The organism is Vibrio chagasii (genome assembly GCF_024347355.1).
Lineage (GTDB): Bacteria > Pseudomonadota > Gammaproteobacteria > Enterobacterales > Vibrionaceae > Vibrio > Vibrio chagasii.
In genome coordinates this window covers 603,568-617,726 of sequence record NZ_AP025466.1, presented here as the reverse complement: position 1 = coordinate 617,726, position 14,159 = coordinate 603,568, and the positions used below count along the sequence as shown (strand labels likewise).

The 14,159-nt window shown below is 45.2% G+C and carries 13 protein-coding genes; 7 read left to right on the top strand and 6 right to left on the bottom strand.

Going from position 1 to position 14,159, the window contains the following annotated elements:
* Positions 1 to 28: 28 nt before the first annotated feature.
* Positions 29 to 1,036: an AraC family transcriptional regulator gene (locus OCV52_RS18720; RefSeq protein ID WP_137407056.1), complete on the top strand. Its 1,008-nt coding sequence runs from the start codon at positions 29 to 31 to the stop codon at positions 1,034 to 1,036.
* Between the two features lie 8 nt (positions 1,037 to 1,044).
* On the opposite strand, the gene OCV52_RS18715 is transcribed toward OCV52_RS18720, so the two are convergent.
* Both OCV52_RS18715 and OCV52_RS18710 read right to left on the bottom strand, forming a co-directional pair.
* Positions 1,045 to 1,971 (bottom strand): urea transporter, encoded by a 927-nt coding sequence (locus OCV52_RS18715; protein ID WP_137407057.1) that lies wholly within the window; start codon positions 1,969 to 1,971, stop codon positions 1,045 to 1,047.
* Positions 1,972 to 2,054: 83 nt separating this feature from the next.
* Complete coding sequence (locus OCV52_RS18710; protein WP_137407058.1) at positions 2,055 to 2,714, bottom strand: pyridoxamine 5'-phosphate oxidase family protein; 660 nt, start codon at positions 2,712 to 2,714, stop codon at positions 2,055 to 2,057.
* A gap of 90 nt (positions 2,715 to 2,804) precedes the next feature.
* Between OCV52_RS18710 and pdxR the strand changes: the two genes are divergently transcribed.
* Entirely contained in the window at positions 2,805 to 4,265 is a 1,461-nt protein-coding gene (gene pdxR / locus OCV52_RS18705; RefSeq protein WP_137407059.1) for a MocR-like pyridoxine biosynthesis transcription factor PdxR, read from the top strand.
* 15 nt (positions 4,266 to 4,280) lie between these two features.
* Here pdxR and yjeH read toward each other — a convergent pair whose 3' ends face one another.
* On the bottom strand, positions 4,281 to 5,546 hold the full coding sequence (gene yjeH, locus OCV52_RS18700; RefSeq protein WP_137407060.1) for an L-methionine/branched-chain amino acid transporter: 1,266 nt from the start codon (positions 5,544 to 5,546) through the stop codon (positions 4,281 to 4,283).
* A 238-nt stretch (positions 5,547 to 5,784) separates the two neighbouring features.
* On the opposite strand from yjeH, the gene OCV52_RS18695 reads away from it, so the two are divergent.
* From OCV52_RS18695 to OCV52_RS18685, 3 genes are all read left to right on the top strand, one after another.
* Positions 5,785 to 6,246, top strand: coding sequence for an Lrp/AsnC family transcriptional regulator (locus tag OCV52_RS18695; protein ID WP_061031344.1), 462 nt, complete (start codon positions 5,785 to 5,787; stop codon positions 6,244 to 6,246).
* Positions 6,240 to 7,160 carry a LysR family transcriptional regulator gene (locus OCV52_RS18690; RefSeq protein ID WP_137407061.1) on the top strand — a complete coding sequence of 307 codons (921 nt, stop codon included), beginning with the start codon at positions 6,240 to 6,242 and terminating at the stop codon, positions 7,158 to 7,160. The genes OCV52_RS18695 and OCV52_RS18690 overlap by 7 nt, the downstream gene beginning before the upstream one ends.
* A 113-nt stretch (positions 7,161 to 7,273) precedes the next feature.
* Complete coding sequence (locus OCV52_RS18685; protein ID WP_102424705.1) at positions 7,274 to 7,888, top strand: LysE family translocator; 615 nt, start codon at positions 7,274 to 7,276, stop codon at positions 7,886 to 7,888.
* A gap of 93 nt (positions 7,889 to 7,981) precedes the next feature.
* On the opposite strand, the gene OCV52_RS18680 is transcribed toward OCV52_RS18685, so the two are convergent.
* Positions 7,982 to 9,145 (bottom strand): alpha/beta hydrolase, encoded by a 1,164-nt coding sequence (locus OCV52_RS18680; protein WP_137407062.1) that lies wholly within the window; start codon positions 9,143 to 9,145, stop codon positions 7,982 to 7,984.
* Between the two features lie 47 nt (positions 9,146 to 9,192).
* Entirely contained in the window at positions 9,193 to 9,423 is a 231-nt protein-coding gene (locus OCV52_RS18675; RefSeq protein ID WP_137407063.1) for a hypothetical protein, read from the bottom strand.
* A gap of 273 nt (positions 9,424 to 9,696) precedes the next feature.
* Here OCV52_RS18675 and hcp point away from each other — a divergent pair, with 273 nt between their 5' ends.
* Together hcp and OCV52_RS18665 are read left to right on the top strand one after the other, a co-directional pair.
* Entirely contained in the window at positions 9,697 to 11,358 is a 1,662-nt protein-coding gene (gene hcp, locus OCV52_RS18670; RefSeq protein ID WP_137407064.1) for a hydroxylamine reductase, read from the top strand.
* A gap of 98 nt (positions 11,359 to 11,456) precedes the next feature.
* Positions 11,457 to 12,512 (top strand): hybrid-cluster NAD(P)-dependent oxidoreductase, encoded by a 1,056-nt coding sequence (locus tag OCV52_RS18665; protein WP_137407065.1) that lies wholly within the window; start codon positions 11,457 to 11,459, stop codon positions 12,510 to 12,512.
* A 178-nt stretch (positions 12,513 to 12,690) separates the two neighbouring features.
* Here the strand turns inward: OCV52_RS18665 and OCV52_RS18660 are convergent, their stop codons facing one another.
* Positions 12,691 to 14,127 (bottom strand): glyceraldehyde-3-phosphate dehydrogenase, encoded by a 1,437-nt coding sequence (locus OCV52_RS18660; RefSeq protein WP_137407066.1) that lies wholly within the window; start codon positions 14,125 to 14,127, stop codon positions 12,691 to 12,693.
* Between the last annotated feature and the right edge of the window lie 32 nt (positions 14,128 to 14,159).

The following is a 14,159-nucleotide window of genomic DNA, read 5'->3' as shown; positions in this document are numbered from 1 at the left end:
GTAATTACATTTCAGGGTTTTATCACGAATGAACAATTGTAACTTCTTAAGAGCATTAGGAATTTTAGGTATTTATCAGTATGCGGCGGCTAACCGCGACATAGATATGGATTCTTTAGGCATTCCCAAGTCAGTCTTCGCTAACGCTTTGAACCTGATTCCTGTCAATGAAGTGGATAAATGGTACGGCTTACTCGAGCAGCAAACGAACGATCCCGACATTATTTTGAAGCTTGCCGATAGGGTGGACATTGAGAGGTTAGGGCCACTTGCTAACTGGTTCTTCTCCGGGCACGACTTAGCTTCAACTATTCGTAGAGTCAATATTGGACTGCACTGTTTACAGTCGGGGGCTTTTCTCTATGGAATTCAGGCTGGGAGCTTAATTAAGTGGTGTTACGATAATCCTGAGTATTCTGAAGTTGGTAAGGTTCATGACTCAGTGCGTATCGCAATTTTCATGATGAAGATTATTAGGCGATATTTAGGGCCTGATTTCAAACCAGCGTTCGTTTCTATCGCAGGGTATCGTGAGGACGTTGACCTTTATGAAAAGTACTTCGGTTGCAATATTCAATGGGGCCAACCCCGCACCGAGGTTTGGATTCCAAGTAAGTCGAGACTATCGATTAATCAGTCACCGAGTGTTGGGAAAATGGGTTTGGCGATGAATTTTCATGATCTAGACAATTACCTCAATATGCCAGATGCCGGTGATGAACATAAAGTGACGTATGAGATGATCAACTACAGCCGCCACTTTGGGTTGCCGACCTTGTACAAGGTCTCGAGTTTACTGGGGTTATCTGAGCAACAGTTTCAACGGCGCTTGCATAAATTGGGTGTCAACTTTTCTACCATTATGGGTTATGCATTAAGCAATGTTGCTGTGGAGTTGTTGAGTTATAAATTGTCCATTGAAGAGGTTGCGAAACGCCTAGGCTATACCAATGTCGCGAGTTTTAATCGAATGTTTAAGAAACATCGAGGTTTAACACCGAAGCAATACATAGAAAGGTTCAGGAGCGATCTATAGCTGTATGACTAGTCGACGTTCGGGTTTTGTAATTTGCCCGAACAATAAACCATTAGCCAGGTGCTGAGAATGAAAGGCGCCGTTAACGGGATGAGTTCTAGTCGATGAAAAATAAGGGTGATTAGGCAACTGCAGAGCATACCCGCGATAACCAACTGCCATGTAACTCTTGTTGGATAGAGAACGAGTGCCAATGTCGCTAAAATGGCGTTGTAAGCATACAACCCTTGAGAAATCAGTGTGTCATCAGCACCAATCATGTCGCTAAACAGAGTGCTGATGACTGCAGCCAACACGATCCAAACTGCGTATTTGACGCTGTGGAGCGCGATAGCAATTAAAATAATCAGCCCTGTCCATTCGTTGTTGATAAAGCTGACTTGGCTGATCCCTTTAAGTATGGTCAGAATAAAAGTGGGTAGCAGAGTTCCAAAATCGACATCAATATTTATCAGCGGTATCCGATTAGAGTCTGATGGAGAAATGACCGAAAGCGCCAAGCTCGATTGAAGTGCATAAATCAGCCAAGCAATAAGGATAAACGCGCTGGTATAACCTCGATATTTATTAAATCTGAATACGATATTAGCGATAGGTACGGTGAGTAGTGCACCGAATATTGTTACTACCGCCAATAGTGGCGTCACACCAAAAAAATTTCCGATGAACAGAGCAATCAGCGCTCCGTTTAGCGCATACATTCCACTGTTTATGTGATGATTTGGTTTGCTGTTGGTATGACTAAAGGTATAGACACCACGAGCCAATGTGTAGCTGCAACTCGCGCCAAGCAAGGTGAGTAAAGCCAGCGGAAGTGACTCCATTGAGATCGCAAACAATAGTAGAACCGACGTCACGAGAGAAGGGGTGAAATAGACTTGCCCAATACCATTGAGCAAGCCCTGATGTTGTTGAAAGTCCTTATTCGTCTTCATCGTCTGGCTACGTTATTTACTAATGTTAAAATTTTGATAAACCAGATTGTATACAACTATCCTCTACTGACCACCCTATCGTGCTAATTCTGATACCAACGTTCACCATAAGCTTGTTGGTAGTCAGGCTTTTCAATGAACCCCTCTTGCTCGGGTACCGTTTCTAGTGGGCCCACAACGGTTCGATAGGGAAGTACCCCAGCCCATACAGGGATATCCATATCAGCCAGATCGTCATTCACACCATGCTTACCAATTTTCACCGATGCTTCAGTTAATGGTATCGCCAATAACTCAGTCGCAGTGAGCTCTTTTTCATTGCTCAGCCTAACCTCATCGGTTCTACCAGGGGCTATCTGCTCAATGAAGATATTCAGCAAGCGATCCTTTTCTTGATTGTCGTCGATGACTGAAAATGAACCCAGTATAACCGCTGAACGGTAGTGTGCGCTGTGATGAAAGGCTGAACGAGCCAACACCCAGCCATCAAATAGCGTGAATGTTAAACAGGTTGGTTCACCCTTTTTAAGCCCTCTAAGCAAGCGACTGTTTTTTGCACCATGAATGTAGACCATGTCACCCACTCGCCATGCCAACATTGGTATCACCATCGGCCCTTGTTCGCCCTGCAAAGCAATATGTGCGATTAAGCTTTCATCAATGATTTGATGCAGTTTCTCTTGTTCAAATACCGCTTTATGAGCCCCTTTCTTAATAGTGGTTCTTTTCGTGTTAGATAACATAATCGCTCCTTAATCATTGCCTTTTGATTAATGTAGCGATTAACTGGTCTATTAAATAGAGCCACTTTTAAACACTATTTGGATCCAGTTATGCAGCCTATCGATGTCGGTGACCTACAACTTAGTGAGCAACATGACACGCGTCAAACCGCTTTATTCCATGCGATCAGAGAGAAGATCGTTCAAGATTTATGGAGTAAAGGCAGCAAGTTACCTTCAACGCGCAAGTTGGCTGTTGAGTTATCGGTGAGCCGAAATACGGTGATCTACGCGTATGAGCAGTTAGTCACGGAGGGCTATATCGAAAGTCGTAAGGGATCTGGCTTTTATGTGTCGGTCGAACAGCCCGAACATTTCTTGAACTCGTCTCAACCTAACCTTGTTCAAAAGACGAGTCAGGTGGCTGCACAGGCTTCGGTAGTACCTAGAGCCATAGCGACAACGCATGATATCAATAGTGGCTTTGCCCCCGGAGTGCCTGATCTCAACGCTTTCCCTTTTGCGAAATGGCAAAGGCTACTGCAGCGACATTCAACGCGTCAAAACATTGCAGGCAACCAAGACGTCCAAGGGAGTGTGGCTTTACGAGATGCGCTCAGTGGCTATCTCGCGAGCAGTCGCTCAGTTCGCTGTCACGTTGATCGAGTTATTATCACGGCGGGGGCGCAACAAGCGATTTCCATTGGTTTGATGGCAACGTTGATGATGGGGGATGAACTATTGATGGAAGAACCTGGGTATCGACAAGTCCATAAAATCGTTGATCTGTTAAAGCTCAAATTAGACGGTGTGGCGGTGCGAGAAAAGGTTGGGCTTGATATCGATAAAGTCCTCTCCAGTAAAGCCAAGGCTTTGTACGTCACTCCAAGTAACCAATACCCGATGGGGACTACGCTTAATACTGAGCAGCGCCTTAAGCTGATTGATTGGGCGAACCAAAACCAATCTTGGATCATAGAGGATGACTATGACAGCGAGTTTCAGTTCGCTCACCGTCCATATACCAGTATGCAAGGGCTAGCGGGCAAGCTTGGCTTGGATGATCGTATTATCTATGTCGGCTCACTAAGTAAGGTGATGTTCAATGGCCTTCGCTTGGGTTATTTGGTGGTTCCAGAACACTTGGTTGCTAAGTGTCTCGAGATTAAAGATGCGCTCAGTGGAGACACCGCAAGCCATACTCAAGAAGCATTGGCTGATTTTGTTCGTGAAGGTGATTTATTACGACATATCAGGAAGATGCGTCGTTCGTACAAACTCAAATACGAAGCGATGATCGATGCCATTGAAAGTGAGTTTAATGGCGACCTTGAGGTGATAAGCCAAGCGGCGGGACTGCATGTAACCGTCAAATGGGATGGTGGTATTTCTGAACATGAATGGAGCCGAAGAGCTGAACTCGACAATATTATTATTCGCCCATTTTCTTTTTACGAATATGGCTCGAGTGTTGAGCGTGTTTGGAATGGGGCGTTATTGGGTTTTGGGAATATTCGTTTGGCAGAAATAAAGCCGAAGATCAAAGCGATCGCTCGGCTTTTTTATCAGTAAAGGTATCTGTAGTTCTTATAACTTATCGATAGAAACGGTGGCTTTACCGAACCATTTTTGCCAAGGGAGTGACAATGTCACAAAAATCGTCACAGCATACAGCATTGACCAACTTAGACAGATAAACACGATAGTGCAGATAACCAATGAAAGCATCGCAGTGTATTTAGAAGTACCTTTCAGAAGTCGGCAAGCGGCTAGCATTGCGAGTAGATAAACCAGCACAAAAATACCGTTAGCGAGCTTTAGAAAGAACTCAAGGTCTAGATTGGACAGATCGCCAATCACACATGAAATCAGTGCGATAACGCCGATTGCTAACGTTGGGTAGAGCGGCACTCCGCGGCTATTGAGCTGTGCCATTTTGCCATCCGGTCGATGCTGACGAGCCTGAGCCCAGACCATTCGTGACAAGCTTTGTGTGTATAGGTTCAGGCTAGCGAAACAGGCAAAGAAACCAAGCACACTGATAACAGCTTTAAACCCATTACCAAATAGTTGTTCAGTTACCCATGGGATTGATGCGGCATCAAACTCCGTTGAGCCATACGCGCCTAGCTTTAGGATTGCCACTGAACAGGCCCAATACACTAAGCCAGCAACGAAACAACCAACAACGATAGCGATAGGGAAATCACGTTGAGGGTTCTTGAATTCTTCCCCCATATGAGCAAAAGCTTCGATCCCGACAAAGCACCAAAACATCACGGCCAGTGCGGCGCCAATAGACCACATAGAGTCAGAGGATAGGCTCGGTATCGCTATATCGGTTACAGTGATCTCAGCCTTCCAAACGAAAGCACTAACTAAGGCAAAGATTGACAAGGCAATCACGGTTTGTAGGCGGCCGGAAGATTTGCTGCCCATAAGATTGACCGCAATCAGTAGCGCTACGGTAAAGAACTGAGCTCCGAGTGGTGTGTCGAGCGGTGCTGGTAATAACTGTTGGGCAAAGCCGCCAGCCAATGCGATAGCCGCTGGAATACCCACGGGTACTACACTCACAAATAACCAAGCAACACTCGTTTCCAATCGTTCACTAAACGCTTGGCGAACAAAATAGGCAGTGCCTCCCGCGTTCGGGTAGCGTTTACCTAGTGCGGCGAAAGTGAGAGCAATAGGGCAAATAGCGATAAACAGGATTAACCAGGCTAACAGTGATAATTGACCTGCAATACCTGCAGCGATAGCGGGAATCATAAATAGCCCAGTACCAAGCAAGGTCGTTGAAAGTTGCCCGATGCCGGACATTAGCGTGATTTCTTGTTTTAGCTGGGTCATTCGCTCTCCTAGCCTGTGACGATTTTGATCTGGAAATGGAAAAGAGTGTGAATGAAAGCATACATTGTCGTCATCAATAATACAGCTAGCGAAACGTCGTAAGCCGCCGCCATTTTAACGGTATTTCGTGGATTAAGTGTCAAAGTGTCGGCTGTCGCAAACAGCGACTGTTATAAGTGCAAGAGTTGTGTCAAATTAGGCGTGATAAATAGAACAATAAATGGGAAGAATCAAAAGCATGGATAAATTTGATCGCCAAATTTTGGATATCCTAAAAACCAATGCTCGTTGCTCAGTGAGCGATATTGCGAGAGAAGTGAGCCTCTCTCGTTCGGCGGTGAATGCGAGAATTAAGAAGTTGGAAAGTGACAAAGTCATCAAAGGTTACTGCGCTTTGGTTGATGAGCCCAACCAAACTAAGAATGTATGCGCTTATATTTCGTTGAAGTTCGACCTGTCGAGCAGTGACCATAGTTGCGAGTCTTACGCGAACCAAATTCATGGTATTGATGGTGTGCAATGGTGCCACTCAATTAGTGGAGAGACCGATATGATGCTGTACGTCGAGGTCGAGAGTATGGAACGTCTAAATCAAGTTCGCGATCAGTTGCAAAGCTATCCAGAGCTTCGCCATTTAATGACTCATACCGTGTTGACCGAGTTTTTTAATAAGCTGAGTCCGACGGTACATTCATGTTAAGCAATATCAACTTAAACCTACTGCGTTCACTGCATGTCCTTCTTGAAGAGTGTCATGTGAGCCGCGCCGCCCAACGTCTGCATATCACGCAATCCGCGGTGAGCCGCCAAATTAGCCAGCTACGAGATTTATGTGGTGATCCTTTGTTAGTGCGTGATGGCAATAAGCTGGTGCCAACCAATCGAGCTATTTTGCTTAAAGAGAAACTCGATGACCTACTCGGTGAATTTGACCACTTGCTAGGTGACAAACCATTTGAACCTCAAGAGTGGCAGGGTGAGTTTGTATTGTCTTCGAGTGACTATGTTGCTCAGTATATTTTGCCAGTGATTGTTGCCGAGGTATCAGCAGACGCGCCGAACATCAATTTGGCCTACCGTTTGTGGCAGCCAAACTACCTTGAATCACTCAATGAATCAGGAATCCACTTGGCTTCCAGCATGTTTCCTAAAAAGCCGGAGCATGTCTCGAGCACCAAGCTTGGAGAGGACAAATCGGTGTGTTTAATGCGCAAATCACACCCATTGGCTCAGCAAGAGGCGTTAAGTTCCGAAGATATTGTCCAGTACTCTCATATCAAGGTGACTGGAGGAGGGGACAAAGACAGCTACGCCGATATTGCATTGAAAAAGCAAGGGCTGAAACGCAGAGTGGCATTTAAGGTTCCTTTCTTTTCATCGGCAAGTAACGTGTTAATGCAAGACGATTATTTGATGATCGTACCGGAACGCATCGCCTATAACCTAGGTAGGCACCTGGAGGTTAAGTACTTCCCATTGCCATTCGAAACCGAAATGCACACCTATTGGTTAATGTGGCACCCGAAGTACGACAACGACTCTGCACATAAATGGGCTCGAGAAAAGGCGTTCGAGGCAATGCAAAAGTCGAGTTACAATATCAGTATGACTTAAAATCATAACCATGATGATTATCTTTGATTTCAAATAATACCCAGTGATAATTATGCTAACTATCAATGGTAGAGCGTTCAACTAGAACGCATGGTTTGACTAGGAATGGAATGATGACGGTAACAATTTGGTTTTCTTTATTGGCGATTTGCCTATTGGGAGCAATGTCTCCGGGGCCAAGTTTAGCAATGATCGCTAAACACAGCTTAGCTGGTGGTCGTATCAACGGGCTTATCGCTGCTTGGTCACACGCTGCGGGTATTGGTATTTATGCGTTTGCAACCATCGTAGGCTTAGCAGTGGTATTGGAGCAATCTCCAACGTTATTTAAAGGTATTAGCTTGGCGGGTGCAGCTTATCTGTTGTACTTGGGGGTCAATGCTCTGCGTTCGAAAGGTGGTGTAGCTGCCAAATTAGAAGCTGGTGAACAGATGAGCTACATGCAGTCTGCCCGTGAAGCTTTCTTAATCTCTATCTTGAGCCCAAAGATCGCACTGTTTTTTATCGCTCTGTTTAGCCAGTTTGTTGCACTTGGCAATGAGCTGACCAACCAAGTGATTATTGTCTCGACTCCGCTGATTGTTGATGGCTTATGGTACACCTTTATCACATTGGTGCTATCTAGCCCTCTCATTGTTGAACGAATCCGTTCAAAAGCGCAGTTGATTGATCGTCTTTCAGGTATCGTTTTGATTTTGCTTGCTGTGCGTGTGGTGTGGACCATATAGCGTTAGACAACCGACTCGCAATAAAAAGAGATGTATTAAAAAAGCTCACAGCGAATCGCTAGTGAGCTTTTTAGTTTTTATGAGTTTGTCTGGCTAACCTGCCGAGTTTAGCACTGAATCTAGTTTGGCCATTGAGTCGGAAAAGTAAGGGTTATACGTTAGGCGAGCGTGATTTTTACCTTCTTCACGGTATCCCCATGCTGAATACCACACTTCGCTGTTCGCATTACACTTTTCCTCAAAGCCCTCTTCTTGCCCGTTAGAGCAGATTTTCTCACTACCATTGATACCGTAATACGGATTGTTTGGTGAGAACAACAAGCCCATGTGAGAACCGTTTGAGATACGTTGCTCTGGGATTTTCATGCTGTATTGTACAGCGCGAGGGTCATCGAGCTTAGTTTCCCCTTGCCATACCAATACGTTATTCGGGTTCGGCATAGATTCAGTAAACGCCTGTTGAACGAAATTAGTGTCAATCACACTGTCGCCTTCGCTCATCATAATGAACACTGGCTTGTCGAATTGTTTCTCTTTTAATTCGTCACGAACGATTTCTGAGGTCTCGTAGTATACCGATGCTCCGTTCATTGGCAGTGAGTTATAACGCAGTATGTTGTCTTCAGGATCTTGGTCCGCCCAAGTCACAAAATAGCTCGCTAGCCCCGCGTATTGCACGGCCGATGAATTCGGTTGAAATGCAGGTGAAAACAACAGTAATCCTGCGATCTTTGAATCCTTCATCGCTTGTGAAGTCACAAGGTTTGCACCGGTAGAGTAACCGCCTAGCCATACTGAATCGTACTCTTGCTCAAGTAACTTAGTATGATGAGCCACCACGCCTTGCCAATCTTCGAGATGCGGTCGCATTAAGTCACCTGCTCGGCTGCCGTGACCTGGAAGCAGCACGGTTCTCACCAAGTAACCTTGGTCGGCTAAATGTTCTGCAATGTCTTTGAACGAATACGGCGAGTCACCTAATCCATGGACCAACAGAACTGCTTTACCATTAGGTGAGGTGGGTTTGTACTCAGTAGGTGAATTAAGTTGAACCTCTAGCTGCTTGTCTTCGGTGATGAATACACGGTTTTTTAATAGCCAGTCTTGAGTTTCGGTCACATAGGCATCGAAGCTGTCTTGCTGATATTCAGGTAGGCTTGGCGAAGCTTCGTAAGCTGGAGTGATGGTCTCGTTAGAGCATCCAACGAGACCTAAAGTCGTACTAGCGAGCAGAGTTAGAATGGTCTTTCTGTGCATTGTTTGGTGTAGTCTCTATCGTTGCTGTCTTGAAGCAAAAGCTTAGACTATTTTCTATTTGAAAGGTCTTCGTATTCGCCTTCAATAACACCAGCATCAGATGTTGATGAGTGATGAGTGTTCATATGAGCTGCGAAGCCTTGTTTCTTCATTTGATTTTGAATGCGCTTGCCTGTGATTAATGCTGCAATAGCCAAAGGAATAGCAAGGAGCAAGCTTGTGAATAGCGCCAAAAGGCCAGTAAACAGCGCAACAATCGTAACTAATATATTTTTCATATTCATTCCTCTTTTTCTATGTTGTTACTTTATCGCTCCTTTTCTGAACGAAACATGAACGCCGTAAAATAATTGTCGAGAGTCACTATGACACGTGTGTGTTTGCTTTGGCTCGTAAAATGTAGTCATAATCACGCACTAAAACTACGGGTTATGATTAACTCCTTAAAAATCAAATGATTAAGAGTTGACACGCTTGATGCTCTATAGGATTTGGAATAAGTCACTGTAAGCGAAGTACTTACAGCTAATAAAAATTACTGGAGCCCCTATATGTTCTGTATTCAATGTGAACAAACTATTCAAACACCCACTGTAAAAGGCTGTTCTTTCGCACAAGGTATGTGTGGAAAAACATCGGAAGTATCCGACCTTCAAGATGTGTTGGTGTATTCTCTTAAAGGTGTTTCTTTTTGGGCAAACTTAGGTCGCACTTGCGATGTTATTGATACTGAAATCGATGAGTGGGCGCCAAAAGCGTTCTTCGCGACACTCACTAACGTGAACTTCGACCCTGCTCGTATCATTGAATTTGCTCAGCAATCTCAAGAATTTAAACAGCGTCTAGAGCAAAAAGTTCGTGCAGCTGCTACGTTAATCGGTTTCGAAATCCCAGCGCTTTCTCCTGCCGCGCAATTCGATCTTCCAACGGACTCTTCAGAGCTTTTAGCGCTTGCACCACAAGCTGCGGTTAACCGTGGTCATGAATCTCAACATGAAGATGTGATTGGTCTTCGTCTTCTTTGTCTATACGGCTTAAAAGGTGCAGCTGCGTATATGGAGCACGCTCGTGTTCTTGGGCAAACAGACAATGCTATCTTTGCTGAATACCATGAGATTATGGCTTTCCTAGGTACCGATCCAACTGACCTAAAACAGTTACTGGATACATCAATGCAGATCGGCTTGATGAACTACAAAGTAATGGAAATGCTAGACAAGGGTGAGACAGACACATTTGGTCACCCTCAACCAACAATCGTGAATGTGAAGACTAAGGCAGGCCACTGTATTCTTGTTTCTGGCCATGACCTGCATGATCTCGAGAAGATCCTTCAACAAACGGAAGGCAAGGGCATCAACGTTTACACCAACGGCGAGATGCTACCTGCACACGGTTACCCTGAACTGCACAAATACCCACACCTTGCGGGTAACTACGGTAGCGCTTGGCAGAACCAGCAGAAAGAGTTCGCGAACTTCCCTGGTGCGATTGTGATGACGTCTAACTGTCTGCTTAACCCAGATGTGGGGGCGTATGCTGACCGTCTGTTTACACGTAGCATTGTTGGCTGGCCGGGTGTTGCTCACCTTGAAGGCGACGATTTCAGTGCAGTAATCGATTGTGCACTTGCACAAGAAGGCTTCAAGCATGACGAGATCGAGCAAGTGATCACTGTCGGCTTTGGTCGTAATGCACTGATGGAAGCAGCACCTGCGGTTGTTGAACAAGTGAAAGAAGGCAACATCAAACACTTCTTCCTTGTGGGCGGTTGTGACGGTGACAAATCTGAGCGCAGCTACTACACAGACTTCACTGCTCAAGCCCCAGAAGACTCAGTTATCCTAACTTTGGCGTGTGGTAAGTTCCGTTTCAACAAAAACCAGTTTGGTGACATCAATGGCATTCCTCGTCTGTTAGATGTGGGTCAATGTAACGATGCGTACTCAGCGATTCAGCTTGCGCTTGCACTGTCTCAAGAGTTTGACTGTGGCATTAACGAACTACCACTAACGCTGGTTCTATCTTGGTTTGAGCAAAAAGCGATTGTTATTCTGCTTACTTTGTTTGCGCTAGGTGTGAAAGGCATTTACACAGGCCCAACAGCGCCAGCATTCCTAACAGAAAACCTACTTAAGATTATTCAAGATGAGTTCGACATGCGTGCTATCTCAACGCCAGAGCAAGATCTTAAAACAATCCTAGCGGCTTAATGTAAGCCAACTCCTAAGCCCCGTTGTTGTAACGTTTTATAAAAGCGACAACGGCGGGGCTTTTTCGATTTTAATCTTTAGAGCAAGGTAAACCTACGATGTATGCATGGTCGGATAGCGATTCAATCAATTTAGTGTGCTTAAAGAAATGGCACGAAACACCAGATACGGTCAGCTTTGAGTTGGGGAGTATCCCACAAGACTTGCACTTCAATTTCAAGCCGGGGCAATTCATCACTTTGGGCTTAGATATGCCAACAAAAACCGATTATCGAGCTTACTCTGTTGCTTCTTGCCCAGAGGATAATCGCCTAAAGCTGACGGTTAAACGTGTTGAAGGTGGCTTGGTGTCGAACTTTATTGTCGATGAGCTTGATGAAGGCGATGAGGTTGCTGTTTTAAAGCCTGCTGGTGGTTTTAACTGTATTGATTGCACGCCAACGGCGAGTAACAAAGTGACGCTAGTGAGTGCTGGTTGCGGCATCACACCTGTTATGGCGATGGTGAAGTATTGGCTGTCTCAAGATAGCGGCGTTGAAATTGACTTCATCCATATGGCGCGTAATAAGCGAGCGACGATTTATTTTGAAGAGCTACACCAACTTGATGAAACTTACTCTAATTTTAATCTGAAGCTATTACTCAAAGACAATCAAGGCACCACGGCCCCTCAAGGTCGATTGGATAAGAATTGGCTGGTCAGTCTAAGCCCTGACATTTTAGATCGCACCGTCTATCTGTGTGGCCCAGTTGGTTTCATGCACGACATAGAAAGCTATCTAAAAGAACTTGAGTTCAACATGGATAACTTCTATCAGGAAAGCTTTACACCGGCTACTCAGAACGCTCATTCAGAAGAGCCTGAAACTGAAGTTGCTGACAATGTGAACAGTGCAGTCAAAGTATTTATCCCAACGTTTGGCAAAGAAGTGGAAGCAGAAGCGGGTACGCCACTTGTTGATTCACTAGAGCAAGCGGGTGTGCCAATTATTATCGCGTGTCGCAGCGGTATTTGTGGCTCTTGCAAATGCAAAGTGACCAAAGGTTCGGTGGAATCAAGCAGCCAAGAAACTCTGACAACAGAGGAGGTAGAGCAAGGTTATGTACTGGCATGTTCAAGCTCGATTCAGTCGGATGTTGAGGTAGAGCTTTAGAAGAGATGTGTATCAGAACTTCTGATATAAAAAGGCCACTCAGATCCGTTAGAGATAGCAGATCTAAGTGGCAACCCTTCTGTTTATACGGGGGAGTAAAACAAAAGGGGTTGCGAAGCCTGAAACAGGCTTCGCAGATATAGTTATTATGTTGTGGAGCTTGTTTTACTCAGAGATATTAAACCGCTGGGTAAGTCTTGTAGCGAACACCCATCATCTGTTCCATACAGTGAACAACTTGGCAGCTGTAGCCAAACTCGTTGTCGTACCAGATGTAAAGAACAGCGCGGTTGTCTTGCGCGATAGTTGCAACACCGTCAACGACGCCAGGATGGCGAGAGCCAACCAAGTCAGTAGATACAATCTCAGTTGAATCGGTGTAATCAATTTGAGCGGATAGGGCAGAAGACAGCGCCATTTCACGTAGGTACGCGTTTAGCTCGTCTTTGTTGGTACCTTTCTCAAGATTTAGGTTTGCTACTGCCATTGAAACATTCGGCGTAGGGACACGAATCGCATTACCTGTTAGCTTACCTTCCATCTCTGGCATTGCTTTTGATACTGCTTTTGCAGCACCAGTTGATGTCAGTACCATGTTCAATGAAGCAGCACGACCACGACGATCACCTGAGTGGAAGTTATCAATCAGGTTTTGGTCATTGGTGAATGAGTGAACTGTTTCGATGTGCCCAGATAGAACACCAAACTTGTCGTGAACTGCTTTCAACACTGGTGTAATCGCGTTCGTTGTACAGCTTGCCGCAGAAATGATGGTGTCTTCAGGTTGAATCACATCTTCATTTACACCAAACACAACGTTTTTGATGTCACCTTTGCCAGGTGCAGTAAGCAGCACTTTGCTTGCACCGTTACACGCTACGTGTTGGCTTAGGCCTTCTGCGTCGCGCCACACACCTGTGTTATCAACAACCAGTGCGTTGTCGATGCCGTAAGCCGTGTAATCCACGTCTTCTGGTTTATTTGCGTAGATAACTTGGATGAAATTACCGTTAACGATGATCGCTTTGCGCTCTTGATCTACAACGATGCTGCCGTTGAATTGGCCATGAACTGAGTCACGACGTAGTAGGCTTGCACGTTTTTCTAAATCACCGTCTTTACCACCACGAACCACAATTGCACGTAAACGAAGTGGGTAACCTGGACCGCTTTTCTCTACAAGAATACGAGTTAGTAGACGACCGATACGACCAAAACCGTATAACACAACGTCGCGAGGTGTGGTCATCGCTTCGCCTTCTAATGAACCCATTAGAGCCGTTTGAAGGAAATCATCCATCGCGCTGAGATCTTCGTGGTTTTCCCAGTACTGAGCTGCTAGACGACCAACATCCACGCGGCAAGGAGACAAGCGCATTGATAGTAGGTGTTGGACAATTGGTTGAGTTTGTTCTGCGGTTAGCGGTGAGCCTGTGTAGCGTTTTGCGATGCGGTGAGCTTTGATGATGTCGATCGTTGTTGCGTTGACTAAGGTCTTACCGAAGAGGATAACTTCTACGCCTTTTTGGCGGTATAACTGACCTAAAGTTGGAGCGATGGATTCAGCAATAGTTTGACTAGTTTGCCAGTCTAGGAGGTGCTTTTCGGGACTCATCTTTACTCGGGACCTTTCACGTTAAGTTCTGC

Coding starts and splice junctions, on each gene's coding strand:
- OCV52_RS18720 (WP_137407056.1), top strand. CDS start 29: ATGAACAATTGTAACTTCTTAAGAGCATTAGGAATTTTAGGTATTTAT.
- OCV52_RS18715 (WP_137407057.1), bottom strand. CDS start 1,971: ATGAAGACGAATAAGGACTTTCAACAACATCAGGGCTTGCTCAATGGT.
- OCV52_RS18710 (WP_137407058.1), bottom strand. CDS start 2,714: ATGTTATCTAACACGAAAAGAACCACTATTAAGAAAGGGGCTCATAAA.
- pdxR (WP_137407059.1), top strand. CDS start 2,805: ATGCAGCCTATCGATGTCGGTGACCTACAACTTAGTGAGCAACATGAC.
- yjeH (WP_137407060.1), bottom strand. CDS start 5,546: ATGACCCAGCTAAAACAAGAAATCACGCTAATGTCCGGCATCGGGCAA.
- OCV52_RS18695 (WP_061031344.1), top strand. CDS start 5,785: ATGGATAAATTTGATCGCCAAATTTTGGATATCCTAAAAACCAATGCT.
- OCV52_RS18690 (WP_137407061.1), top strand. CDS start 6,240: ATGTTAAGCAATATCAACTTAAACCTACTGCGTTCACTGCATGTCCTT.
- OCV52_RS18685 (WP_102424705.1), top strand. CDS start 7,274: ATGACGGTAACAATTTGGTTTTCTTTATTGGCGATTTGCCTATTGGGA.
- OCV52_RS18680 (WP_137407062.1), bottom strand. CDS start 9,145: ATGCACAGAAAGACCATTCTAACTCTGCTCGCTAGTACGACTTTAGGT.
- OCV52_RS18675 (WP_137407063.1), bottom strand. CDS start 9,423: ATGAAAAATATATTAGTTACGATTGTTGCGCTGTTTACTGGCCTTTTG.
- hcp (WP_137407064.1), top strand. CDS start 9,697: ATGTTCTGTATTCAATGTGAACAAACTATTCAAACACCCACTGTAAAA.
- OCV52_RS18665 (WP_137407065.1), top strand. CDS start 11,457: ATGTATGCATGGTCGGATAGCGATTCAATCAATTTAGTGTGCTTAAAG.
- OCV52_RS18660 (WP_137407066.1), bottom strand. CDS start 14,127: ATGAGTCCCGAAAAGCACCTCCTAGACTGGCAAACTAGTCAAACTATT.